General features: G+C 54.0%; 23 protein-coding genes and 1 tRNA gene. 13 read left to right on the top strand and 11 right to left on the bottom strand.

Translation table 11 applies throughout. The annotated features are described in order from the left end of the window. Positions 1-385: 385 nt before the first annotated feature. Both E1N14_RS00430 and lexA read right to left on the bottom strand, forming a co-directional pair. Positions 386-877 carry a cell division inhibitor SulA gene (locus E1N14_RS00430; RefSeq protein WP_025888195.1) on the bottom strand — a complete coding sequence of 164 codons (492 nt, stop codon included), beginning with the start codon at positions 875-877 and terminating at the stop codon, positions 386-388. Then, positions 874-1,494 (bottom strand): transcriptional repressor LexA, encoded by a 621-nt coding sequence (gene lexA / locus E1N14_RS00435; protein WP_025010814.1) that lies wholly within the window; start codon positions 1,492-1,494, stop codon positions 874-876. Before lexA ends, E1N14_RS00430 begins: the two co-directional genes overlap by 4 nt. Before the next feature lie 266 nt (positions 1,495-1,760). Between lexA and plsB the strand changes: the two genes are divergently transcribed. From plsB to E1N14_RS00465, 6 genes are all read left to right on the top strand, one after another. After that, entirely contained in the window at positions 1,761-4,187 is a 2,427-nt protein-coding gene (gene plsB / locus E1N14_RS00440; protein WP_062793573.1) for a glycerol-3-phosphate 1-O-acyltransferase PlsB, read from the top strand. Continuing rightward, complete coding sequence (mtr, locus tag E1N14_RS00445; protein WP_025010813.1) at positions 4,187-5,434, top strand: tryptophan permease; 1,248 nt, start codon at positions 4,187-4,189, stop codon at positions 5,432-5,434. The genes plsB and mtr overlap by 1 nt, the downstream gene beginning before the upstream one ends. A 98-nt stretch (positions 5,435-5,532) precedes the next feature. After that, a tRNA-Gly gene (locus tag E1N14_RS00450) sits at positions 5,533-5,606 on the top strand. 166 nt (positions 5,607-5,772) lie between these two features. Next, entirely contained in the window at positions 5,773-7,845 is a 2,073-nt protein-coding gene (locus tag E1N14_RS00455; RefSeq protein ID WP_062793574.1) for a TonB-dependent siderophore receptor, read from the top strand. 15 nt (positions 7,846-7,860) lie between these two features. After that, positions 7,861-8,937 (top strand): PepSY-associated TM helix domain-containing protein, encoded by a 1,077-nt coding sequence (locus E1N14_RS00460; RefSeq protein ID WP_025010810.1) that lies wholly within the window; start codon positions 7,861-7,863, stop codon positions 8,935-8,937. A gap of 392 nt (positions 8,938-9,329) precedes the next feature. After that, entirely contained in the window at positions 9,330-10,127 is a 798-nt protein-coding gene (locus tag E1N14_RS00465) for a VOC family protein (protein WP_062793575.1), read from the top strand. Positions 10,128-10,131: 4 nt separating this feature from the next. On the opposite strand, the gene E1N14_RS00470 is transcribed toward E1N14_RS00465, so the two are convergent. Then, positions 10,132-11,106 (bottom strand): ribonuclease T2 family protein, encoded by a 975-nt coding sequence (locus E1N14_RS00470; RefSeq protein WP_025010809.1) that lies wholly within the window; start codon positions 11,104-11,106, stop codon positions 10,132-10,134. A 287-nt stretch (positions 11,107-11,393) separates the two neighbouring features. On the opposite strand from E1N14_RS00470, the gene E1N14_RS00475 reads away from it, so the two are divergent. Beyond that, entirely contained in the window at positions 11,394-11,633 is a 240-nt protein-coding gene (locus E1N14_RS00475) for a hypothetical protein (RefSeq protein ID WP_025010808.1), read from the top strand. 39 nt (positions 11,634-11,672) lie between these two features. On the opposite strand, the gene E1N14_RS00480 is transcribed toward E1N14_RS00475, so the two are convergent. The 4 genes from E1N14_RS00480 to E1N14_RS00495 all read right to left on the bottom strand — a co-directional run bounded on the left by E1N14_RS00480 (position 11,673) and on the right by E1N14_RS00495 (position 13,754). Continuing rightward, the gene (locus E1N14_RS00480; protein ID WP_025010807.1) at positions 11,673-11,903 is read right to left on the bottom strand and encodes a TM2 domain-containing protein; all 231 of its coding nucleotides are present in this window, start codon (positions 11,901-11,903) and stop codon (positions 11,673-11,675) included. A 9-nt stretch (positions 11,904-11,912) separates the two neighbouring features. Then, on the bottom strand, positions 11,913-12,218 hold the full coding sequence (locus tag E1N14_RS00485) for an NINE protein (protein ID WP_025010806.1): 306 nt from the start codon (positions 12,216-12,218) through the stop codon (positions 11,913-11,915). A gap of 129 nt (positions 12,219-12,347) precedes the next feature. Then, on the bottom strand, positions 12,348-12,842 hold the full coding sequence (gene greB, locus E1N14_RS00490; protein WP_025888206.1) for a transcription elongation factor GreB: 495 nt from the start codon (positions 12,840-12,842) through the stop codon (positions 12,348-12,350). Between the two features lie 126 nt (positions 12,843-12,968). Continuing rightward, entirely contained in the window at positions 12,969-13,754 is a 786-nt protein-coding gene (locus tag E1N14_RS00495; protein WP_025010805.1) for a TOBE domain-containing protein, read from the bottom strand. Positions 13,755-13,913: 159 nt separating this feature from the next. On the opposite strand from E1N14_RS00495, the gene modA reads away from it, so the two are divergent. The 6 genes from modA to E1N14_RS00525 all read left to right on the top strand — a co-directional run bounded on the left by modA (position 13,914) and on the right by E1N14_RS00525 (position 20,662). After that, positions 13,914-14,681 carry a molybdate ABC transporter substrate-binding protein gene (gene modA, locus E1N14_RS00500; RefSeq protein ID WP_037475203.1) on the top strand — a complete coding sequence of 256 codons (768 nt, stop codon included), beginning with the start codon at positions 13,914-13,916 and terminating at the stop codon, positions 14,679-14,681. Between the two features lie 16 nt (positions 14,682-14,697). After that, the gene (gene modB, locus E1N14_RS00505) at positions 14,698-15,390 is read left to right on the top strand and encodes a molybdate ABC transporter permease subunit (protein ID WP_028780857.1); all 693 of its coding nucleotides are present in this window, start codon (positions 14,698-14,700) and stop codon (positions 15,388-15,390) included. Continuing rightward, a complete protein-coding gene (gene modC, locus E1N14_RS00510) occupies positions 15,384-16,472 on the top strand; it encodes a molybdenum ABC transporter ATP-binding protein ModC (RefSeq protein WP_025010804.1) in 1,089 nt (362 codons plus the stop codon). The genes modB and modC overlap by 7 nt, the downstream gene beginning before the upstream one ends. A 135-nt stretch (positions 16,473-16,607) precedes the next feature. Next, positions 16,608-17,333, top strand: a complete 726-nt coding sequence (gene ompR / locus E1N14_RS00515) for an osmolarity response regulator transcription factor OmpR (protein WP_025010803.1) — start codon at positions 16,608-16,610, stop codon at positions 17,331-17,333. Continuing rightward, on the top strand, positions 17,330-18,646 hold the full coding sequence (gene envZ, locus E1N14_RS00520; protein ID WP_044733425.1) for a two-component system sensor histidine kinase EnvZ: 1,317 nt from the start codon (positions 17,330-17,332) through the stop codon (positions 18,644-18,646). The genes ompR and envZ overlap by 4 nt, the downstream gene beginning before the upstream one ends. A 90-nt stretch (positions 18,647-18,736) precedes the next feature. Beyond that, the gene (locus E1N14_RS00525; protein WP_062793576.1) at positions 18,737-20,662 is read left to right on the top strand and encodes a methyl-accepting chemotaxis protein; all 1,926 of its coding nucleotides are present in this window, start codon (positions 18,737-18,739) and stop codon (positions 20,660-20,662) included. A 4-nt stretch (positions 20,663-20,666) separates the two neighbouring features. On the opposite strand, the gene E1N14_RS00530 is transcribed toward E1N14_RS00525, so the two are convergent. The 4 genes from E1N14_RS00530 to E1N14_RS00545 form a co-directional block, all read right to left on the bottom strand. After that, positions 20,667-21,143 (bottom strand): peroxiredoxin, encoded by a 477-nt coding sequence (locus E1N14_RS00530; RefSeq protein ID WP_025010802.1) that lies wholly within the window; start codon positions 21,141-21,143, stop codon positions 20,667-20,669. A gap of 81 nt (positions 21,144-21,224) precedes the next feature. After that, positions 21,225-21,752: a DUF2937 family protein gene (locus tag E1N14_RS00535; RefSeq protein ID WP_240905009.1), complete on the bottom strand. Its 528-nt coding sequence runs from the start codon at positions 21,750-21,752 to the stop codon at positions 21,225-21,227. Positions 21,753-21,963: 211 nt separating this feature from the next. Beyond that, the gene (locus tag E1N14_RS00540; RefSeq protein WP_168429419.1) at positions 21,964-23,709 is read right to left on the bottom strand and encodes an ankyrin repeat domain-containing protein; all 1,746 of its coding nucleotides are present in this window, start codon (positions 23,707-23,709) and stop codon (positions 21,964-21,966) included. 177 nt (positions 23,710-23,886) lie between these two features. After that, positions 23,887-24,645, bottom strand: coding sequence for a class I SAM-dependent methyltransferase (locus E1N14_RS00545; protein WP_037437101.1), 759 nt, complete (start codon positions 24,643-24,645; stop codon positions 23,887-23,889). Positions 24,646-24,719 lie beyond the last annotated feature (74 nt).

Here is a 24,719-nt window from a genome sequence, read left to right on the forward strand (position 1 = left end):
CCCAAAAAAGCAACGATGACTTCAAAGTGCGGCGGCGGTTTCACTTAGCTCTAGGTATACAGGTGGTGACCACTGTTGCACTTACCGCTGAATATACTCAGCATTTCCGGCGACGGCACCACTCGCTATGAATCGAAATGGGGCGGTCAACCTACGACGAATTGCATGGAGATAACACAATCGTTGTTCTTACATTACTTGTAGATTAAATATTGATCAAGATCACGATGTTTTCTAACTATATGAAAAAAAAGCGTCTGTTAATCCAGAGGTGAATTCTGTGTGAGTAGCAGAGCTGCGCGGTTTGCCGCCGATTGACAGGGGAAGGCATTGCACCAAAAAGGCACAGAAAAAAGGCCATCCCAGGGATGGCCTTTAAACACAATCAATGGATGGAGTGGGTAAGTTCGTTGAGGTGGTTATCCACCTCTTTCGCCTGCTGTCCCGTTTCCAACACTATGCCCATGGCTCTGGCGTTACGGGCGACCAGCTGCAATCGGCGGTTATCACGGGCATCCAGGCTGTCTATCCAACTGATCACTGCACTGGAGGTGCCGTTGGTCAGGGCTCTTTCCGTTGCCCACAAGGCTTCTACTTCATCCTTGGTGCGCACCAAGAGTACTCTATCCATTCTGACACCGGCCCTTGCTAAGGTTTCTTTGTAACCTATGCTGGCCGGGGCGTTAATCAAGACTATCCAGCGTCCCTGTTGACTCAATTGCGCCAATTGAGGGCAGAGGCGCAATAATTCCTGACGTCCCTGGCTATGGCTGGCCAAGCTGGAGATGCCGGTATGTTGCCAAGGTTGATTGCCGGCAATACTGGTGTCTGTCCACAGGCCTGGGTGTCTTGGGGCGTTGCCTGTCATTATGCTCATAGCCAGTCTCCATTGCGTATTATCCCTACCGCCAGTCCTTCAATGGTCAATGGCTGGAAAGTCAGGTCGACTTTGATTGGGGAGTAAGCCTCGTTCTCGGCATGTAGATAAACCACATTACCTTTCTTTTCAAAGCGTTTCACAGTTACATCGTCTTCAACCCTGGCCACCACGACTTGACCGTTACGGGCTTCCTGTACCTTGTGAACCGCCAGGAGATCACCTTCGAGAATACCTATGTTCTTCATGCTGTCGCCGCGTACCCGTAGCAGAAAGTCGGCATTGGGGTGGAACATGCCAGGGTCGACCTGGTAATACTGCTCAACGTGTTCCTGTGCCAGTATGGGTTCACCGGCGGCAACCTGACCAATCAGGGGCAAGCCTGTTTCTGACTCCGCTTGTTCATCATGAGGCAGGCGAATACCACGAGAGGTGCCTGGCATGATCTCAATACAGCCTTTCTTGGCCAATGCCTTGAGGTGTTCCTCGGCGGCATTGGCGCTCTTGAAGCCCAGCCGGGTGGCAATTTCGGCCCGGGTTGGCGGCATGCCGGTGTCGGCTATATTGCGTTTAATCAGTTCCAGAATCTGTGCCTGGCGCGGTGTCAGTGGTCTCATGGTGATTCCTGTTTTTTCATACAGTACCTGTCAGTATATACAGTATTTTTATCAGTGCAAGTATTAACCAAAACTGAAACTTTTAGGGAGTGGCTAAGTAAGCCATTCGGTGCTTTGGTTTTAACGGCTTGGCCCATGCAGCATGGGGAGTTCAAGGCATTGGCCAGAGGAACTGCCGGGGCCGGTTCGCACCTTCCCTAGCTAAGGTTCAGGAAATTCTGGTATTCTATTGGGCTATTGATTGTGGCTCAGACACTGAAAAAAACATGTCCAAACAAGATTCATTCTGGTTTAAATCTCTTCGCTGGCTCCAAAGCAAGCTGGTGCATACCACTGTGGTGCCTCAGGATCCTTTCGCCGATTTGAACCTGGATCCGGCCAAGCCGATGGCCTATGTAATGAAGACGGAATCTGTCAGTGATATTGCGGCATTGGCGGAAGTCACCCGTAAGTTTGGTTTGCCTTGTCCTTATGAGGCACTCAAGGTTGATGATATTACCGTTCCCCGAGTCGTCTGCCTGGAAGGAGCCAAGCCCCTATTCGGCAAGCGCAAGAGCAACAAGCCATTTCTCAGCTGTTTCACTTCTCTGCTGAACCTGCATCAGGCCAATCCACAACTGGATATTCAATTGGTGCCAGTGAGCCTCTATTGGGGCCGCACTCCGGGTAAGGAAGATGACAGCATGCGTGCCGCCGTATTTGAGCGGGAAAATCCCACTTGGCTGCGCAAGTTTCTGATGATCCTGTTTCTGGGGCGCGACAACTTTGTGCAGTTTTCCAATGCCGTGTCGTTGCGGCTGATGGCCGATGAACATGGGACCGACAAGGCTATTGCCCATAAGTTGTCACGGGTGGCCAGGGTACATTTCCGCCGGCAACGCAAGGTGATGACAGGACCCGTGCTGCCCAACCGTCAGGCTCTGTTCAATGAGTTGCTGCGCTCGGAAACGCTGAAAAAGGCGATTAAAGAAGAGGCCGCTGCCAAGAAGATCCCCGAGGCCAGAGCCCGGGAGATGGCGGAAGAATATCTCGATGAGATTGCCGCCCACTATTCAGACAGCCTGGTGCGTATTGCCGAGCGGATCCTCACCTGGTTGTGGAACAAGCTCTACAAGGGGATCAACATCAAGGGCGCCGAGCAGATACGCCAGCTGCACCACGATGGCCATGAGATAGTTTATGTGCCTTGCCACCGCAGTCATATGGATTACCTGCTGCTCTCCTATATTCTCTATTTTCAGGGTATGGTTCCGCCCCACATAGCCGCCGGTATCAACTTGAACTTCTGGCCCGCCGGGCCCATGTTCCGCCGTGGTGGTGCTTTCTTCATCCGCCGCAGCTTCAACGGTAACAAGCTCTATACCGCTGTGTTCCGCGAGTATCTGGATCAGCTGTTTGCCAAAGGCTATTCGGTTGAATACTTCACCGAAGGTGGCCGCTCCCGTACCGGACGGCTGTTGTCACCCAAGACAGGGATGCTGGCGATGACAGTTAACTCTGTGCTGCGGGGCATTGAACGGCCGGTGACTCTGGTGCCCGTGTACCTGGGCTACGACCATGTCATGGAAGTGGCCACTTACCACAAAGAACTCAGCGGCAAGAAGAAGCAGAAAGAATCTGTTTGGCAGGTGGTTGGCGCCTTGCGTAAGCTGGGCAATTTCGGTCAGGGTTATGTGAACTTTGGTGAGCCTGTGACGCTGCAGAATTTCCTCAGTGAAGCGGCGCCCAACTGGCGCGAAGAAGTGGCGGCCGATCCCGAGCAGAAACCCAGCTGGCTGACCCCGGCGGTTAATACTCTGGCCAATAGGGTGATGACTCATATCAACGATGCCGCAGCAGCCAGCGCCGTGACTCTTACCAGCCTGGTACTCTTGTCATCAGAGCAGAATGCGCTGGAGCGAAGCCAGTTGGAACGTCAGTTGGACTTGTATCTGGATCTGCTCAAGGAAGTGCCATATACCCAGTATACTTCTGTCGCTGAGGGCGACGGTAAGCAGTTGCTGCAACAAGGTCTGGAGCTGAATAAGTTCACGGTTCAGGAAGATGAACTGGGCGATATCATCTCAATCGACGAGTCGATCGCGGTAACCATGACTTACTATCGCAACAACATCATTCACCTGTTTATGGTGCCTTCTTTGCTGGCCAGCTGCCTGGTGCGCCTGGAGCAGTGCAGCCGAGCTCAGATGCAGGCGGTGCTTGAGGATTTCTACCCTCTGCTGCAGGCCGAGCTGTTTATGGGTAAGGCCGATGTCAGTGCTTATGCCGATCAGCTGCTGGATCGTTTCATTGCCAAAGGTTTGGTCGCCGAAGAAGCCGATGGTTTCCGGGTGCTGGAAGCTGGCATAAATCCGCTGGCGCTGCTGGCTGAAACCATGAGCGAAACCCTGCAGCGCTACGCCATCATCCTTAACTTGCTGGCCGCTCACCCAGGTATTGAGCGTGGCGATTTGGAGCGCGAAAGCCATAAATTGGCCAGTCGTCTGGGCGCGCTGCATGGGATTACAGCCCCCGAGTTTTACGACAAGAAACTCTACGGCATCTTGAGTATCAAGCTCAAAGAGCTGGGGTATCTCACCAAGGAAGATACCCGCCATGATATAGAGCGAACCCGGGATTATGCCAACCAGCTGCTGCGTCCACAGGTCAAGCAAACCATAGTCGACAGCGTCGCCGCCGAACAGGAGGCCTGATGGCCAATCATATGAATGCGGCGCCTGCCAAGGCGTCTTTGCTGGGCGGCGCCATGATCATCGCCGGGACCACAGTCGGTGCCGGGATGTTTTCCCTGCCGGTAGAAGGCGCCGGCATGTGGTTTGGCTACTCTGTGCTTATGCTGCTGGGGGTGTGGTTCTGCATGTTCATGTCCGGGCTGCTGCTGCTGGAAACCAACCTGCATTTTGAGCCTGGCGCCAGCTTTGACACCCTCACCAAGGAGACCCTGGGGCAGTTTTGGCGGGTGCTTAACGGCGCTTCGATAACCTTCGTGCTCTATATTCTCACTTACGCCTATATCAGTGGCGGCGGCTCCATAGTCAATCATAGCCTGGAAGGTATGGATATCAGCCTGCCGCAGAGTTTTGCCGCCTTGGTGTTTGCCCTGGTGCTGGCGCTGGTGGTGCTTATCAGCACCAAGGCCGTGGATCGGATCACTACCATAATGCTGGGAGGGATGATCATCAGCTTCTTTCTGGCGATAGGCAATCTGTTGATCGGCGTTGATACCAGTAAGCTGCTGCTACCTGATGGCGAGAGCAGCTATGGCTCATATCTGTGGGCAGCCATTCCTTTCGGTCTGGCCAGTTTTGGTTACCACGGCAATGTGCCGTCTCTGGTGAAATACTACGGCAAACAGCCGGGCACCATAATCAAGGCGATTTTTGTCGGTACCTTTATCGCCTTGGCTATCTACCTGTGTTGGCTGGTGGCAACCATGGGTAATATTTCCCGCGGTGAATTCGGCGCCATTATTGCCCAGGGCGGCAATATGGGGGTATTGGTCGGCGCCTTGTCCAAGGTGATGGATAACTCGCTGCTCAACACCATGCTCACCCTGTTTGCCAATCTGGCCGTGGCGTCTTCATTCCTTGGGGTAACCTTGGGCTTGTTTGACTATCTGGCAGATCTGTTTGGTTTTGACGACAGTCGCAGCGGCAGGGTCAAGACCGCCTTGGTGACTTTTCTGCCTCCGACTCTGCTAGGTATGCTGTTTCCAGATGGCTTCCTGGTTGCCATCGGCTTCGCTGCCTTGGCGGCCACGGTTTGGGCTGTAATAGTGCCGGCCTTGATGGCTTGGCGCTCGAGGCAACAGTTTGCCGATAACCCGGGTTTTCGCGTACCGGGTGGTACGCCTTTGATAGCCATAGTAGTGCTGTTTGGGGTGCTGACGGCCGCCTGCCATCTGTTGGCCATGGCCGGCATGTTACCCAAGTATTCCTGAAGCGAGAAGCGGCTCTCTTTTTCAAGGGAATGAGAGGGCCCCACCTTGACAAGACTATAAAAGTCAGTAATTTATACCGTCCACGCCGAGTATTTCGTGCGGGTGTAGTTCAATGGTAGAACGGCAGCTTCCCAAGCTGCATACGTGGGTTCGATTCCCATCACCCGCTCCAAAATCGCCCATCCTTCTTGTGATTACCTTTGTTACTTTTTGTATCTTTGTGAGCCTTTTGGCGACTTTACACTTAACTGACGTTTGTCTAATTAAAGTTAACGCAAATCGTTATCATTGGTGTTAGTATCGTGCGCTGATTCATTCAACCAAGGAAATCTCAATCCATGTCCAGATCCAGCTTACCGATACTCTCGGGGCTGACTGTGGCACTGATGTCGGCAAGTGCAGTGAGTGCAGAGGAAGCCGCCGATACCAGTATCGAAAGGATTATCGTGACCACAAAGGCCACCTCCCCATCCACTACCAAGGGTGATTTCAATCTGCTCAAGGCACCGCAGAATATTCAGATATTGTCGAAGAATTTCCTCGACGAGCAGGGCGCCGTGTTACTGCAGGATTCGCTTAAGAACGTTGCCGGGGTGCAACCTGGTGGTTATTACAAGGGATATGACTATTTCCGGATCCGCGGTTTCGATGCTTCGAAAGAGATCTATCTGGATGGTCTCAGGCTGAATGATAACGGCTTGGGGGCCAACGTCGAGCAATCCAACCTGGAAACCCTGGAAGTGATGAAGGGCCCGTCATCCACCCTCTATGGTTCGGGAGCCATCGCCGGAATGGTGAACCTGGTCACCAAGAGGCCAACCGGTAGCGACTTTGGCAATCTGGATTTACGCCTTGGCAGCAACGACTATCGGGAAGTGAATGCCGATCTCAACCAAGTGCTGAATGAAGAGGGCAATATCTATGGCCGTTTGGGGCTGACTTATCGGGAAGGTGCCAATGAGACGGATTATGTCGATGGCCAGGATAGAGTCTTTATTGCACCATCCGTCACTTTCGAGCTGAGTGACAAAGCCATGTTGACCCTGCTGACCAGCTACACCAAGGACAGCAATCAACCCGGAATGCCACTACCTGCCCAGGGGACAGTGTTGCCATCCGAGCTTGGGCAACTGCCTTCAGAACTCTTCTACGGTAATATCAAGGATCCCGGCACCATAGAGGATGAAACCTACCGAATAGGCTATGAGTTTCGCTATCAACTGACGGATAACATCAGTTTTCGTCAGAACCTCAGGTATCAGGATGCCTCCAGCGACTGGAATAACCTCTATTATCCCAGCAGCTATGATGCAACCAGCGGTGACATGACACTGTACAAGTTCAGCTATCAAACCCAGTGGCAGACATGGGCGATAGACAGTGGCTTTAATGGCAGTTTCTATCTCGGGGATACAGAGCATACCTTTACTACAGGGTTGGATATTTTCCTGTCGGATCTCAAGACCCGCAGCGCCCTCGGCAGCCAGTACCCGGTGATCAATCTCTATAATCCGGATTACAGCGTATTCCCGGATCAGGAACTCAATAACTTTGGCCCTGAATCAGAAGTGGAAAACCGTATCTTCGGCCTCTATTTCCAGGATCAAATAGACTGGGGTGACCACTGGAGCATGACGCTGGGGGCCAGGGTCGACAGATACAAGCAAGCATCTGTGGATGAATATGAGAATAAGCTCAGTCCACGAGCTGGGCTGAGTTACGCCTTCAACGACGATTGGGTTGCCTTCGCCAGCTACTCGGAAGCCTTCACGCCTCAGTCCTATGTCGATGCCAATGGCAAAGTGCTGGATCCGGAAGAGGGCAGTCAGTGGGAAGTTGGCCTCAAGGCCAAGGCGCTCGATGGCGATCTCAATGCTACTTTGTCACTCTATGATCTGACCAAGAAGAATATCGCCATCGCCAATGTGGACGTAGGTGGTAATTTTACCTATCTAGCTTCCGGAGAACTCAACAGTAAAGGGGCTGAACTGGACATGCAGTGGTTGGTCAGCGACTCACTGCAGTTTATCGGTCATGCGGCTTATACCCATGCGGTGGACGCCGAATACGACAACTGGGTTGCCAATGTGCCCCGTTATGCCTTGGGCGGCTGGCTCAAATACAACATAGATGAGGGTATGCTTTCCGGCATGAGTATGGCGGCCGGGGTGAATCACTACGGTAAGCAGCAGGGCAACGCCCAGTCGGTATTGAACAGTGGTGATGATTTCTTCCTGCCGGCTTACACTCTGGTGGATCTCAATCTGGGCTACAGCTGGGATGATTATGATCTCAAGTTCATCGTCACCAATCTGCTGGATGAAGATTACTATTCCGGCTCTGACAGCTTATTGCGGGTTATGCCTGGCGAGGGGCGTCAGTTCAAGCTCAGTCTGAGTGTTCACTGGTAAGGAAGTCCTGCTGTTATGCGTAGATTCCTGTGGAAATGGCATGGGCTGCTGGGGCTGATTGTCGCTGTGCCGCTGTTTATCATAGCGCTCAGTGGCAGCCTATTGGTGTTCAAGGCCGAATTGGATGCCTGGCTTAGCCCTGAACAGGTGCTGGCCAGCGCCGATTCCCGGCTGGGCTTCGGACAACTGCTGAAGCATGCGGATCAGGCTCTGCCTGAGCATGAAATACTCGGTTGGGAGTTTGCCACCAACGGGGAAGCCGATAGTCTCTATGTCGCCAAGATGGGCAGCTATGAGTGGCAAAAGCTGTGGTTGGATCCCGCTACGGGGGAACTGCTCAGCCCGCCCATGTCCATGACACATATGCTGACCGACTGGCTGCTTGAACTGCACTATACCTTGCTGCTGGATCATGCGGGATTACTCTTGTCGGCACTGGTGTCGGTGCTGCTGATCCTGCTTGGGCTCAGCGGCATAGTTCTGCATCGCCATTTTTGGCGCACTCTGTTTACCCTGAGGTTTGGCCGCGGCTTACGCCTGCTGCTCAGTGATGGCCACAAAATGTTGGGAATTCTCGGTGTGCCGGTTTTCCTTATTCTGGGGTTTACCGGAGCCTGGTGGAACATAGATCACTTCATTGATGAAGAGTTCGGAGGCCACGACGACAGCCAGTTTGTGCTGACCAAGCGCTACTACAATGCAGAGTTGGATTTTGATGCCATGCTGGCCGCCACCCAAGAAGCGTTGCCCGGGTTTGTCGCTACCTATGTACGCTTACCCGACCCCAGTTATCCGGGAGTGCACTTCTTTGGTCATCAAAATAACAAGGGGCCACTGCGCAGCCGTTTTGGTTCCATCATCAGTTTCGACGATCAGACCGGCAAGCTCAGCAGCAGTTTTGATGTCCGTACTGCCGGGACGCTATACCAGTTTGTCGATAGTTTCAGACCATTGCACTACGGCACTTTTGGTGGCCTGACAACCCGAATTCTTTGGTGTCTGTTGGGTTTCTTGCCCTGCTTGATGGCGCTGTCCGGTTTTTGGATGTGGCGCAGCCGGGTGCGGGGCCGTAAGCGAACAGCCCGCCGATAAGGCGTGACACCAAAAAGTCTCCCTTCGTTGGGAATAAATCCAAGCCCCCTTGGGATTTGTCTGATAGGCCCCCTAGGGGGCTTTCTTTAGTATCGAGTCTGCAAAGTGGGCTTGGTCCATTCCCCTTTTGCATCCTTTTTACGCACGAGATATCGAGTCTCATTGTTCCGCCGTAGTCTGTTAGTTGGCACACTGCGTCGCTCAGGGAGGAGTGACAGGGAGAAGCTTATGCCAACTAACAGACTACGGCTTTTTTTACATCTTTACGGCTTAACCCTTTCCTCTCGTCGAACACTTTCTATACAGCTTGGTATAATTTCTGTTAGCGTTTACCTTAAACGGAACCGACCTTGGTCAGCCTCCACAGCTTCACATTGAAAGGGAATCGGGTAATGAAGATTACAGCATACAGAAATGGTGAACCCTGCTGGGTCGAGTTGGGGACGCAGGACTGGAATAGTGCCAAGCACTTTTATTGTCGACTCTTTGGTTGGCAGGCCGAAGATATCCCCATGCCGGAAGGCGCCTATACCATGTTGCAGCAGGCCCATGAGGATATAGGTGCCATGTATCAATTGCCCGCCGAATTGCAGCAGCAGGGTGTTCCCAGCCACTGGGCGGTTTATTTCGCGGTGGAGGATATTAATGCGTGTATCGAAGCTGTCAGCTCCGCCGGAGGCCAGCTTCTGATGGGCCCTCATGAAGTTGGCAGCGCAGGTAAAATGGCCCTGTTTACTGACCCGGAAGGGGCCCATTTTTCGGTTTGGCAAGGTGTCGAACATCCTGGTGCCGGACGTAAATGGGAAGCCAATACTCTGTGCTGGGTAGAGCTCGCCTGTCGGCAATCCGAACTGGCCAAAACTTTTTATCCCAAGGTGTTCAACTGGCAGATGCGCCGCAGTGAGAACGCTGCCGACTTTGAATACACAGAATGGTTACTCAATGGCGAGAGTTGTGATGAAGGCATTGGCGGCATGCTGGAAATGACAGAGCTGTGGGGCGATGTGCCGCCCCACTGGATGATCTATTTCAGTGTTGATGATTGTGATGTGATGGCCAGTCGGGCGGCCGAACTGGGCGGCAAGGTTTGTGTGCCGCCAACAGATATTCCCAATGTGGGGCGCTTTGCGGTGATCAACGACCCACAGGGAGCTGTATTCAGCATTATTCGGCTGACAATGGCACTCTAATCTCTCAGTTGGCGGCATCGATGAGCATATAGTTGCCACAGTTGCCTGGGGCAATTCTGGGCGCCTGCGCCAGCAGCGCCTTCAGATTGCTGTTATCTATCTTGGCTGGAAGGCTGAGTTGAATTTCGGTCAGCATGCCCTGGTGGCATTTAAGACTCAGCTTGTGGCCGCTCTCTGGGCCGAAGCTCTGCTGAAACGCTTGTCTCAAAGAAGCGGTCGCTATTTTTGTGCCGATATTTTGCTGCAGCAGATTAAGCAAGGGCGTTGCCTGATTCACCTCTGCCGTTAGCCTGAGTGCCAATGAAAAATAAGCTTCGGCACTTTCATCCCGGCAGCTGCCGTGTTTCCACCATTCGTGCCGCTCCAGGCAGCTGCCGTAGGCGTGACTGGGCATCACGCGCCCCAGGCGTTGGGATAAGGCTTCACTCAACTCAATGGCGGGATAAGCGCAGAAGTTATCGGGCTTGTGTTTGACCTTGCCGCAATAGCCATAGCTGATACCGCAGGAACGCTTATTGGGCCATAAGCCATGCAAGCTGAAATGACTGGCATCGAAGCGATCGGCGCTCTGGCTGCGACATTCGGCCTTACCTGAACCTCTTGACTCGCAAAAGGCGTTTTGCCACGACAGAGCCAGCAGATGGCTATCGTATTTGTCGGCCAGGTTGCAGGCGTTTTTGGTTTGAGGTTCAGTTGGCATTGCGCCTGCTTGCAGTTGGCCACAATCAGCGGCAATCCAGCGCAGTGGTGATTGCACCGCCGAGGTCTTGACCCTGAACCAAGAGGGAGAGTCTTGGCCGAGGCGCTCAACTATCACCAGTCTCTGCCCTGGGCTGCTGTAAAGCTGCCCGGGATTAGTGCCCTTGTTCTTCGATTGAAACAGCGGACAAGCCTTGTCTATTAACAACTCACCGGAAAATGGTGCAGCCATTATGCCTACAGGCAACAGCCACAGCAGTAGTATCAGTAAGCGGGTCATAAGATTCCTCTTGGGTGAAACTGTCATCATGCGGATTTTAGTTTTGCCATGTGACACTTTGTATCCATGCTGGTTTGGCGCGCAACTTATGTTAAAAAATGGATCTTTGGTTTTGGGGCCAAGATTCAGATAAAACGCGCTATAGCCGAATATAGTCGATGCTTTGGCAACGAATAAGCCGCACCAATTTGTATCTTTGCCATTGTTGGACAAATGAAACGTAATTGTTGCTTGTCGATTAATTGTGTAGTTTGGCAATGACAGCAGAATTTTACAGGAAAAAGTTAATGAAAGGATGTATTCCCGCAGTGGTTATGGTGCTTTGTCTGGGAGCTTGCAGCAGTACTAATGAAACGCAGCAGGCTCAAGCAGATGTGGAGCGCAGTGATGGTTATCGCTGTGAAAAAGTCACAGTGACGGGTTCAAGAATGCCGATCAGAAGATGTACCACCCAGGCACAAAGGGAGCAAGAACGCCAGGAAGCGGAAGAGATGCTAAGTAAGGGAAGAGTGCTTTCGCAGGAGTGAGTATGGATGCCAGTGGCTTGCACCACTGGCATTCAGGGATCAGGCTGACTTGATCAGTCGGCCTTCGGAGTCACGGAAACTACCGATGGCGATACGAACGAAGTCGATCAGAGTCCAGATACCCAGGCCACCCAGAGTCACCAACATCAGCAGACCGGTGCCGATTTTGCCGGTGTAAAAACGGTGTACGCCGAAGCCACCCAGGAAGAAGCACAGCAGCAGAGTAGGAACGAAACCCTTGTCGCTCAGTTGCTCATTTTCGATTGTCATTGTTTGTCCTTAAGTTAACTTTTGTCCCGGGTAAGTGATCAGCTTACCCTGCCCATCTTTGTAGCTTCCCACCAGTAACATAAAAGTGACTATCACAGTGTGGATAATATCGACTGCAAGTACCGCCATTCCAGTGAATACCAACGTAGGTTCGTCGGTTGAAATAAGCGTAATACCTACTATTGCCAGACCGAGATCGAACAGGCCATGGAGTATACGGCCACAGTAAAAGTGATGTATGCCCAAGATGCCGAAAATGCCTGAAAGACACACGGCTACGCCATAACTCTTATCGGATTTGCTGAGAGTCTGCACTTCCTTGTTCCTTTGTTGAAAGCTGAATAATCTGGCCCGGCAGGCATCTCCCTGCACATCTTCGAGCCAAACAGGTGGAGTCTACCCTTTTCAAGGGATTTTTATCAATAACAAAATGTTAAATTGAGATTATTCTGGCGTTTCTGTTTCAAACGCTTGGTATTGGATCACATTGATGTACCACTCTTTGACCCCTGATGGAGTTTGCACCTGAACTTCATCGTCAACCTGTTTACCTATGAGGGCCCTGGCCATAGGGGAATCTATAGTGATATAGCCTTTCTTAGTGTCTATCTCGTCCTTGCCGACAATCCGGTAGCGCACCACAGTGCCCTGGTCATTTTCCAGTTCGACCCAAGCACCGAAGAACACCTTTCCTTCCTGCTGCGGTGAGTAGTCAACAATCTTCAACTCTTCCAAGCGTTTAACCAGATAGCGGATTCGGCGATCTATCTGCCGCAACAAGCGTTTGTTGTAGGTGTAATCTGCGTTTTCGGAGCGATCGCCCTGGGCCGCGGCCTCTTGCACTTTTAGGGTGATCTCGGGGCGGTATTCCTTCCACAGGTATTTGAGTTCTTTATCCAGGGCTTCCCAGCCCTTACGGGTAATCAAATGGGCTTTCATCGATTTATTCGGTCAACTGCTGATGGCGCCAGGCGCCGATGCCAATAATGCAGAAGATTTACAGAACTCAGGCGTGCTTGCAAGTGCGCCTTCTTGCCAATGGGATAAACAGGATGCCTTTGTTTGTCATTTAACACAGGCGATGAGTGTCTGCCCCGGCTCGAAGCAGGCTTGTAGATGATCGCCCAGAGCCAATGGCAAGCCCTCAATGCTGTCGTTACATACCGAAGCGTAGAGGCGGTCGTTGCCGCCGATATCCAGGGTAATTTCGCTGCGCTGGGTATCGCGTTTGATTTGCAACAACTGGCCTTTGAGGCGGTTGCCACTGCTGAGGGGCTGCTGCAGCGAGTGGATACTGACAGCGGGAGCCTTGAACAGCAGCAATACCTTCTTGCCGATATGCAACCCCAGTTTGTCAGTGCTGGCATGGGTGATGGCGGCATCTATCTCCTGTCCACCGGCCAACTTGACCCTGACATTGTCATTGAGAGAATCATCCTTGAGCGCAATAACTTCACCGGCCAGTTGATTGCGGGCGCTGGTCTTGAGCGAGAAGTGTGCCATCAGATCCAGCAGGTTATCCATGGGAACGGCCGCATCCAACAGCGCCTTGAGCACCATGTCCTGCATCTGATCCATCAGTTCGTAGAGCTTCAGCAGACGCTCGCCAAACTCGGTCAACTTGGCGCCGCCACCGCCCTTGCCGCCCTTTTCACTGCTGACCACAGGCTGAGGGGCTTGCAGATTCATGTCGTTGACCGCATCCCAGGCCGCCTTGTAACTGATGCCCGCCTGTTTGGCTCCCTGGCTGATGGAGCCGGTAATGCGTATCTGCTTCAACAGCGCAATGCGCTTGGGATTGGCAAACAGTTTATCGGCATTGTTGAGAGTCAACAGGGCTTTGAGATCCATGGCATATTCCTTATCAGTGTCGGGGTTATTCTCCCTTATTGCGCTGATAAAGACCACAGGGATCACTCACTGACGATCACAGGCTTGCTTATCGTTATATAACTATGTATATAACGTTGGCAGTGTCAAATAGTGCATATATCTCATCAAGGAGTCGTTATGAAGTCCCTGTTCCGTCCTGCCCTGAGCCTGGCTCTGGGGCTGTTGTTGGCCTTTAACGTCAGTGCCAAGGAAAAAGTTACCGTTTTTGCCGCCGCCTCACTCACCAATGCCATGAATGAACTGGGCGCCGAATATGACCGCAAGCATGACACTGAAACCGTGTTCTCTTTTGCTTCCTCTTCGACGCTGGCACGCCAGATTGCCCAAGGTGCGCCCGCCGAGCTGTTTCTGTCGGCCAACCAGAAATGGATGGACTATCTCGATGAAAACAAGGCCATCGACGCCGGCAGCCGGGTTACTCTGCTGCGTAACACGCTGGTGCTGATTGCACCGAAAAGCAGTGCGCTGAACCAGGTTGAAATCTCGGCTTCCTGGGATCTCAAACAGGCATTGGGTAACAGCCGGATGGCGGTTGGCGATCCTGATCATGTGCCGGCCGGTCGCTATGCCAAGCAAGCGCTGGAAAATTTAGGTTTGTGGCAACAGGCCGAACCTCTGCTTGCCAGAGCCAATAGTGTTCGCGGCGCCTTGGCGTTGGTCGAACGTGGCGAGTCATCTCTGGGGATTGTCTATTCCACAGATGCCAAAGTGGCCAAAGGGGTAAAACAGCTGGCGGTATTCCCCCAAGAGACTCACAAGCCAATCAGCTATCCCATGGCACTGGTGGGTAAAGAGCACAGCAAAGGCGCCGAAGGTTTCTATCAATTCCTGCAGTCCGACGCTGCCAAGGCGGTATTTGCCAAATACGGCTTCGGCGTAAACTGAGATCCTGACTTTGAGCTTGTTGACCGACTATGAAGTGGCCGCCTTGCTGCTCAGTCTCAAGGTGTCCACTGTGGCCGTGCTCTGCAGCCTGCCGCTCGGCATTTTGTGTGCCTGGGTGCTGGCGCGGCTGGAGTTCCCCGGCAAGTCTGTGCTCGATAGCCTGATCCATCTGCCACTGGTGCTGCCACCTGTGGTCATAGGGTATTTGTTGCTGGTCTCCATGGGCCGCAGCGGTTTTCTCGGTGGCTGGCTCTATGACACTTTTGGCTTCAGCTTTAGTTTCAGCTGGCGCGGCGCCGCACTGGCAGCTGCGGTGGTGTCATTCCCGTTAATGGTTCGTGCCATTCGTCAGGCGCTCGAAGGGGTGGATGTGCGTCTGGAGCAGGCGGCGCGCACCTTGGGCGCCGGCCGGCTCAAGGTCTTCTTCACCATTAGCTTGCCGCTGACCGCACCCGGCATAGTCTCGGGCATGGTGCTGGCCTTTGCCCGCAGCCTCGGGGAGTTCGGTTCCACCATTACCTTTGTTTCCAATATACCAGGTGAAACCCGCACCATTCCCTTGGCCATGTACTCCTTTATCGAGACCCCGGGCGCCGAGGCCGAGGCCGCCAGGCTGTGTGTGATTGCGATATTGATTTCACTGGCCTCGCTGATCGCTTCCCAATGGCTCAGCAAGCGGGCGCAACAGAGGACGCTGGGACAATGCTGAAAATCGCTATCAGGCAACAGCTGGGGCAAACCCTGCTGGATGTTGACACAGAATTACCCCTCTCCGGGGTCAGCGCCGTCTTTGGCCGCTCGGGCGCCGGCAAGACCTCGCTGGTCAATATTCTCGGCGGTTTGGCAACGCCGGATGCCGGTGAGATCCGCTTGGGAGAGCGCTGGCTGTTTCATAAAGAAAAGAAGATCAATCTGCCGCCTGAGCGGCGTAACGCCGGCTTTGTGTTTCAGGATGCCAGGTTGTTTCCCCACTATCGGGTGCGCGGCAATCTCAACTATGGCCGCAAGGATAAAGACAGTCGCGAGTTTGATACCGTGGTACAACTCTTGGGGCTGGAGAAACTGCTCGACCGTTTTCCCTTTACCCTCTCCGGCGGGGAAAAGCAGCGGGTCGCCATAGGCCGGGCCTTGCTGACCCGCCCAGAGATCCTCTTGATGGATGAACCGCTGGCATCGCTCGACTTACCGCGCAAGCGCGAGCTGTTGCCCTACTTACAGCGGCTCACCGCCGAACTTAAGCTGCCGATTATCTATGTCAGCCACAGTCTGGATGAAATTCTGCAACTGGCGGATCAGATGCTGGTGCTGGACAAGGGCCGCTGCGTCCTCAGTGGCCCGCTGGAACAGGTGTGGGACAGTGACGAGCTGAGACCCTGGCTCAGTGCTCAGGAGCAAAGCTCCTTGCTGCATGCCACTGTGGCCGAGAGTCATCCCGAATATGCCATGACCCGTTTGCAGCTCGCCGATGGCAACAGCTTGTGGGTCAATGAACTGTTGCCCAAACAGGATAAGCCGATACGGGTGCGGGTTCACAGCAACCAGGTCTCTGTGTGCCTGCAGGTGCCGAGCGGCAGCAGTATTCGCAATATCCTGCCGGTAACCCTGGAAGAGGTGAGCCGGGTCGACAGCCGCGACTATGTGCAGCTCAGGCTGAGGCTGGCGGGTATGCCGCTGTGGGCCAATATTACCCGCTGGGCCCTTGAGGAGCTGGCGTTGCAACCCGGTATGTCGCTCTTCGCCCAGATTAAAGGGGTCAGCCTCACGGCCGCCGACTTGGCCCGTTCTCACTGAGGTGCAACAGAAGATCAACTACTGTTACAAAGTCTCGGGTGATTTTTGGTATCAAAATGGCTAAATTTAAGATATTTGGCCACTTTTTCAGATACTATTGTGCAAGTTTCAGGCTTGGCACTCGAGGAATAGCCCATGGGACAAGAAACCTCCAAGATTCTGGTTGTCGATGATGATATGAGGCTGCGGGCCTTGCTGGAGCGCTATCTGATGGAACAAGGCTATCAGGTACGCAGCGCCGCCAATGCAGAGCAGATGGATCGCTTGCTGGAGCGGGAGAACTTTCACCTGCTGGTGCTCGACCTTATGTTGCCGGGAGAAGATGGCCTGTCCATCTGCCGCCGCTTGCGACAACAGGGCAACCCACTGCCGATAGTGATGCTGACCGCCAAGGGCGATGAAGTCGACCGCATCATAGGCCTGGAGCTCGGTGCCGATGACTATCTGCCAAAACCCTTCAACCCCAGAGAATTGCTGGCACGGATCAAGGCGGTGATGCGCCGTCAGGTGCAGGAGATCCCCGGCGCGCCTTCGCAGCAGGAAGAGATGGTCAGTTTCGGCGAGTTCAGTCTCAACCTGGCTACCCGCGAGATGTACCACAATGAAGAGTCCATCGCCCTCACCAGTGGTGAATTTGCCGTGCTCAAGGTGTTGGTGACCCACCCCAGGGAGCCTTTGTCCCGCGACAAGCTGATGAATCTGGCCCGTGGCCGTGACTATTCGGCGTTGGAGCGTTCCATCGACGTTCAGGTTTCCCGGCTTAGGCGGCTGATTGAAAAGGATCCCGCCAACCCGCGCTATATCCAAACGGTTTGGGGCCTGGGGTACGTGTTTGTGCCAGATGGTGCCGCCCGTAAATGAAGCTGCGCTGGTGGCAACGCCTGTTGCCCAGGAGTGCCTTCAGCCAAACGGTCATGCTGATAGGCTGTCTGCTGCTGATCAATCAGCTGGTCTCCTATTTGACTGTGACGGTTTATTTCATTAAGCCCAGTTACCAGCAGATCAACCAGCTTATCGCCCGCCAGATCAATCTGTTGTTTGTCGATGGGGTCGAGGTGGGCCGTGAACACCTCACCATAGTGGATGCACTCAATGCCAAGGTGCGCGACGATGGCATGCATGTCTATAACCAGAAACAGGCCAGGGAAGCTGGTATCGAGCGGGCGACCTACTATGGTTTCCTCTCAGCCCAGATGTCGGAATATCTCGGTGGCCCGGCCGAAGTGCGTATTGCACAGAGCAATCTGCTGCAGATCTGGATCCGCCCACCTCAGGCTCCCTCTATCTGGATCAAGGTTCCCCTCAATGGCTGGAACGAAAATGCCCTGTCGCCCCTTAACCTCTATCTGCTGGTGATAGGCGCCTTGAGTGTCGCCGGTGGTTGGTGGTTTGCCCGGCAACAGAACCGGCCGCTGCGGCGGCTGCAAAAGGCGGCTATCTCAGTTTCCAGAGGCAATTTCCCTGACCCGCTGCCGTTGACCGGCTCCAGTGAGCTCGTCGAAGTGACCAATGCCTTCAACCGTATGTCCCAGAGTATGAAACAGCTGGAGCAGGACAGGGCGCTGCTGATGGCGGGGATTTCCCACGACCTTAGAACTCCCCTGACCCGAATTCGTCTGGCTTCCGAGATGATGGTGGACGACGATGCCTACCTGCAGGAGGGCATAGTCAAAGACATTGAAGACATGGATGCCATCATCAATCAGTTTATCGCCTATATCCGCCAGGATCAGGAGAGCATTCGCGAGCCGGAACAGATCAACCGTTTAATCCGCGAAGTGGCCCAGGCCGAGAGTAACAGAGTCGGTGAAATAGAGCTGGTACTGGCCGAGTGCCCCGAAGTGCCGATGCAGAGCCTGGCCATCAAGCGGGTGATCGGCAATCTGGTGGAAAACGCCTTCCGCTATGGGCGCGGCTGGATCCGTATCGCTTCCCAAGTGGAAAAACACCGCATAGGTTTTAGTGTGGAAGACAATGGCCCGGGTATTGCCGAGAGCCAGATCCCCAAGCTGTTTCAGCCCTTTACCCAAGGTGACAGCGCCCGCGGCAGCGTTGGCTCAGGGTTGGGACTGGCGATCATCAAACGCATCATAGACAGGCATCAGGGCAAGGTCATTCTCAGCAATCGCCCCCAGGGTGGGCTGCACGCTCAGGTGTGGTTGCCGCGAGATTAACACGCCATACGCTTTATTGCCGATTGTCATTCAACTGTCATGCTCCAGTCATAAACTGCGCTCAGTTCAATCAATTGGGCGCAGTTTGCCATGAAGATTTCCACCCTTTCTCTCGGCGCTTCGGCGTTGTTGCTCTTGTTGGCGGCCTTGCTCGCCTCACTGGTGCTCTGGAGCAGTGAACAGAGACAAGAGGCAGAACTGCAGAGCCAGACGCTGCAAGGCTTGCAGCAAGAATTTTTGGTGGATATCCGTGCCAATTTGGATAAGTATCTCGCCAGTGGCGATGCCGGGCGATTGGAACAGGCCAGAGCCCAGCTCAATGATATTCATGACCGTTTGCCGGCAGATTCACAGTTGGCACAGGAGCTGGCGCAATTGGTGACGGCTCTGGATGGCAAATACCGCGCCGCCGGCAAGTTGGCCGGAAATCCCAGGCAGCTGTTGGCCCATGCCGAAACCGAAATGTTGGACAACAACAAGCGCCTGGCGGATTACGGCGATCAAGGGCTGGCAACGGCGCCACAAGTGGCGCATGAATACTTGCAGCTCAGTCGGGAGCTTCCGCCGTTGGTTTACCAGTTGTCACAGCTGACCCAGGATTACCTGCTCGGACGGGAGCAAAGACTCAAGCCTTACCTCGACAGCACCATAACTCAATTGGCCGACTGGCATGACAGACTCAGCGCCTTGCCACTGCTTGGTCTCTATCGCACAGTAGAGGCCGATGAATTTGCCCTGGGTGACGATGAACCCGAGCGCGAGGAGATAGGCGAGAGCTACCGCGCCGAACTTCTGAGTCTCAGCAGTCGCTACGCCAAGGAAGTGACCAATACCGAGCAGCAACTGTTGGATAACCGTCAGATGCAGGATGCGCTGCGCGCCGATATGCACAAGTTGCAGCAGAACTTGCTGACCATGGCCGCTGAGCAGCAACAACGTACCGACAAGCTCAAACACGAGCTGCAGCTTTGGCTCTATCTGGCTTTGGCGGTGCTGGCCTTATTTGCCGTGGCTTATTTGATTTTGCAGCAGCTCAGGGTGGTGAAGCCGTTGCAACTGCTCAACGCCGCCTTCAGTCAACTGAGTGAGTCCAATACCCGCGAGCGCCTCAATATCAGTCGCCGCTGTGAAACCGGCCAGATAGCCGCCCACTTCAATGCTCTGCTGAATCGTTTCGAGTCCGAGGATGAGCAGCAGCGGCAGCAATTGGCGCGTATCTCCCAAAGCCTATCGGCCCTGGTGCAAAAAATCAGTGAAATGGCCGGCAGTACCCGCGAGACCCAACAAGTGGTGGATCAGGCTAGGCAGCAAACGCTGGAGCTCAGTGAATTGGCCGGACTGGTGAGTGACAGCTCAGCTTCGCTGGCCACCCGTGCCGGCAATACCGCCGAACAGATGCACCAGAGTGAACTCGAAGCGCAGCAGATGCTGGAAGCTACAGATTCAACCCGCACCGCCGTTGCCGAGTGTCATCAAGCGCTCGCCAGTCTGGATGATTCAGTGGCGGCTGTGGCGGGAATTATCGACGTGATAGGCAATATCGCCGGGCAGACAAATCTGTTGGCGCTCAATGCCGCCATAGAAGCCGCCCGTGCCGGTGAGCAGGGCCGAGGCTTTGCCGTGGTGGCCGATGAGGTGCGCAGCCTTTCCAGTCGCACCCAGAGCTCGCTCGATGAGATAGGTGCCATTCTCAATCGGCTCACCAATGCCAACAAGAGTCTGGGGCAGAGTATGGATGGCATAGCCGAGGCGACCGACAGGCAGAGACAGAGAGCCGAGATCCTGAAACAACTGGCGCAGGAGGTGAGACAGCAGGCTTTTGCCATGGCGAGCGGGACCCAGCAGGGTACTGAGTATGCCCAGTCACAGCTGGCGCATCTGCAATCCTTCTCCAGCGCCATGGAACAGCTGCGCAGCCAGGCGATCACCGCCTCAGAGCAGGGGCAGGCAATTGCCTCTCAAGTGGCTGCAGGTGTCGCCGAGATAGAACAGAATCTCGGCATTAAAGCCGCCTGAGTCGCTATTGGAGACTCGCCAGTATGGTTTCGGCCTTGCTGACTTCGAAAGTCTTGGGCGCTTCCACATTCAACAAAGAAACCACGCCATCGTCTATCACCATGGCATAGCGCTGCGAGCGTAAGCCTCCGAAGGCGCCAGTGTCCATTTCCAGCCCCAGTGCCTTGGTGAAGGCACCATCACCATCGGCCAACATTATGATCTCACCGGCGTTTTGGGCTTCACCCCAGGCTTTCATCACAAAGGCATCGTTGACCGATACACAGGCAATGATATCGACGCCCTTGGTCTTGAGTTCATCGGCTAGCACCACATAACCCGGCAGGTGAGCCTCGGAGCAGGTGGGGGTAAAGGCACCGGGAACAGCAAACAGCACGGCCTTCTTGCCGGCAAACAGTTCCTTAACCTTGTGGTTGATCATGCCCTCTTTAGCGAGTTGGCTCAGAGTGGCATCCGGCAGAGCTTGACCTTGTGCAATCATGGTATTTGTCCTTTCAGTGGGAATTACAAACCATCATAGCCGTTAATGGAATGGACAAACACAGACATTCTACAGGGGCAATCAGGCGGCAGCCGGCCGGCGCCGAAACAGCGTCCGCAACGCCAGCCAGCATAAGCTGAGCAGCAGTTCGGCCGAGGCTGCGAGCAGCAAGCCACTGAGTAGGCCAATGGCAATGGCATCGCCCTTGAGCAGAATATTGTGGCTGTAGTTGTCCCAGACTTCGCGGCGGATATCCGCCTGTGGCGCAAAGGCTAGTTGCAGGTAGGGGCTGTAGAGACTCTCGCGGAAGTCGGCCAAGGCCTGCTGCAACTCGGAGCGGCGTTCTACCATGGCGTTGAGCTTGTCGCCGCCGGAGGTAAATACCGGATCTTTGTTGGTCACATAGTGGGCGATAAGCTTATCCAGATCGCCACCGAAGAAACGGTCGGCATCGCGCTGAAACCCGGCCAATTGGGTTTGGATCTCGCTCAGGTGGGCCTGCAGGCTCTTGCCATATTGATCGACAAAGCCGGGGAGCTGAATCCCCGCCAGCACCCCCACAAAGAACAGCAGTAGTCTGAGATAGTCGCGTATGGTTCTAAGCATCATGCCTCCCTGAGTTCCGGCCAAACCAGATTGCCGCAGCCGCCCTGTATCTTAACTGACCGGTTCTGGCTTTGTTGCCGCTCTATCTGTGTCGCCCATAGCACACAGGGCTGCAACCAAAATGGATGCTGACTCAAGCGGGCGGTTTTGACAAGTGCCTGCCGCTGAACATAGGCTTGGCATAGCAGAGCCTCCTCAAGCGTAATGATGCGGGTTATTGTTCCGCCGGAGGCTTGATCCCATATTGGGACAGGGAATCAATAAATTCCTGCTTTTGGTAGCTGATAGCACGCTTAAGTGCCTTATGGCCCTGCGGAAGTATGTCAGCGCCGAGCTTGCTCAAAACATAGTTAAAGTCCTGGATATCACTGGTTCTCACCATCTGCTCCAGCATGGTTTCCCCCGAGTGGCTGACCAGGGTCAAGTCAGCCTTTGACTCAACCAAGGCCTTTACCACCTCAAGATTGCTTTTTTCACCGGCTCCTTGAATCGGATTGGCGGCGTACATCAACGCCGAGCGGCCGTCACTATCTCTGGCATTCACATCGACATTGATGCCGATAAGGTATTTGACCGTGTCCAGGTGTCGGTACATTGATGCCGCCATTAAAGCGGTTTCCTGGCGACTCCCAGAATGCCCGTTAATGTCGGCGCCTCTTTCAACCAGGAGTTTGACCATCTCTACGCTCTCTTTCCCCGCAGCCGAGTACAATAACTCAACCAAGATTTCAGCCGTGAGAAGGCCTGGCGGCGCGTTGTCGAGTAATTGTCTGGTTATTTCCAGTTGGCTACTCATAACGGCTCTCTCAATATCTTGTTTGGTGATATTGGCGCCGTGGCGAACCAGAGTAGTGACATAATCCAGCTGGCCAAACCAAGCTGCGTAATACAAGGGGCTGTTGCCAGAGTCGTTGGTTTGATTAATGTCGGCACCACTCTCCACCAGATAATTAAAGACTTTGGCATCATCTGTGCCCACGAGTTGATGCATCAGGGTTTCTTTATAGCTTCCCTTGACATTTAAATTGGCACCCTTGGCCACCAAATAGCGCACAACCTCTAGGTTGTCATCACGCACGGAGTAAGCGAGAGCGGTCACTCCGTCTGTGTCCTGGGTCTCGAGTTTCGCCCCCTTATCCAATAGATACTTCACTATATCCAGGTCGCCCCGATTCGCAGATATCATCAGCGGTGTACTGCTGCGCTCGGCATTTATTACCAGTAGGGCATTGATGTCGGCGCCCTTGGATACCAGGTACTTAACCGAAGCCAGGCTGCCGGCCGATACGGCCGTCTTGAGCATCAGCTCCTTGTTGCCAAGGGTGACTCTTTGCTGTTTTACCAGGTAATCCAAAATCTCTGTGGCACCGTTTTTGAGCGCAATGATGGAAATCTCTTCGGCATATTCCTTGGAGAGCACCTGGCCGGTTTTATTCAATAATGACTTGAAGATATCCAGATGATTATTGTGGGCCGCTATCTCCGGTAACCCCCAGCCGCCGTTATTCTTTTGTTTGAGATTGGCGCCGTTCTCCAGCAGCAAAGAGATCGCCTGCTGATGGCCAAACTCGACGGCCACCATCAGAGCCGTCCAGCCATATTGGTTTGAGGCGTTAATATCGATATTTCTCTCAAGCAGAAAAGAGATCAGGGCCAGATCCCCCAACTTGGCGGCAACCAGCAGAGAGTTGAAACCATTTTGACTACTGGCGTGAATATCGGCGCCTTGTTCAATCAGCAGCTTTGCCATCTCAGGAGTGGGTGACATCAACAGCGCATTCCAGCCGGCAGGGTTCTCAAGGTTGATGTCAGCGCCCTGAGCAATCAGCTGCTTTACCGAGTCCAGTTGGCCATCCAATACAGCTCGCATCAGTGGCGACAGACCCTCCTCATCCAAACTGTTCAGCTTGTGCGCCGCAGTTGTGGCTGCAGCTGTCTCGGGCTTAGCGCTTGCGGCCATAGCTGGTTTGCCAAAGAGAAAGATTCCCATCAAAACACATACAAACATCATCCTTAACTGCATTGTGATATTTCCTGAACTCTGTTTATGGGGCGGATCCGATAAGTCTTGCCCAAAAGTGCGGAGCAAAATATGCGGCGAGCCACAAAATGGCGCGGCTCTATGTTCCTTGTCGACTCAGTTCATCGCCGCTTTGACATAGACATCGAAGCGGTTTTTCTTGGTGGCGATAACAGTGCTGGGTTTAACCCCGGCCAGGTCTTCGGCGTAGTCCGGCCGTTTGACCACTACCCGCTTGCTCGCCAGTGCCAGCGCCGGGGCCAGCAAGCCGTCGGCATCGGTATCGGCGCCGACCAGGGTCTGAAATACCCGCATCTCTTTTTTTACCAATGCCGACTTGTCTCTGTGGGGATACATGGGGTCCAGATAGACCACATCCGGTTGCGGACTTATCTGGCTCAACGCCTCCAGACTGGAGTCGTGCAGCAGCGTCATTCTTTGCTGCATCCAGGGGCCGATTTCGCTGTCCTGATAACCGCGGCTGAGACCGTCTTCCAGCAGCGCCGCCACCAAGGGGTTACGTTCAATCAGAGTCATTTGGCAGCCAAGGCTTGCCAGCACAAAGGCGTCACGGCCAAGACCGGCCGTGGCATCTACCACTGAGGGGCAGGCGCCTTGCTTGAGACCGACCGCCTTGGCTATGGCCTGGCCACGGCCGCCGCCGAACTTACGTCTGTGGGCCACGGCACCGCTGACAAAATCGACACAGATACCGCCAAGCTTGGGTTCGTCACGTTTGAACAGGGTCAGCATCTCCTGCTCAAACCCCAAGGCAAACACAGAGTCTTCTGAATGCTTCAGGCCCCAGCGCTCGGCAATGGCGCACAGGCGTGGCTCCCGGGTATCAAAATAAATGCTATGGCTTGGCTGCTTCACTGTGTTTGAGTCCTTGGCTGAATTGGCGCCATTATGCCAAATGCCAACCTGACTGAATACGTTCGGCTGCAACT

Origin of the sequence: Shewanella algae, from assembly GCF_009183365.2 — a bacterium.
GTDB classification, from domain to species: domain Bacteria; phylum Pseudomonadota; class Gammaproteobacteria; order Enterobacterales; family Shewanellaceae; genus Shewanella; species Shewanella algae.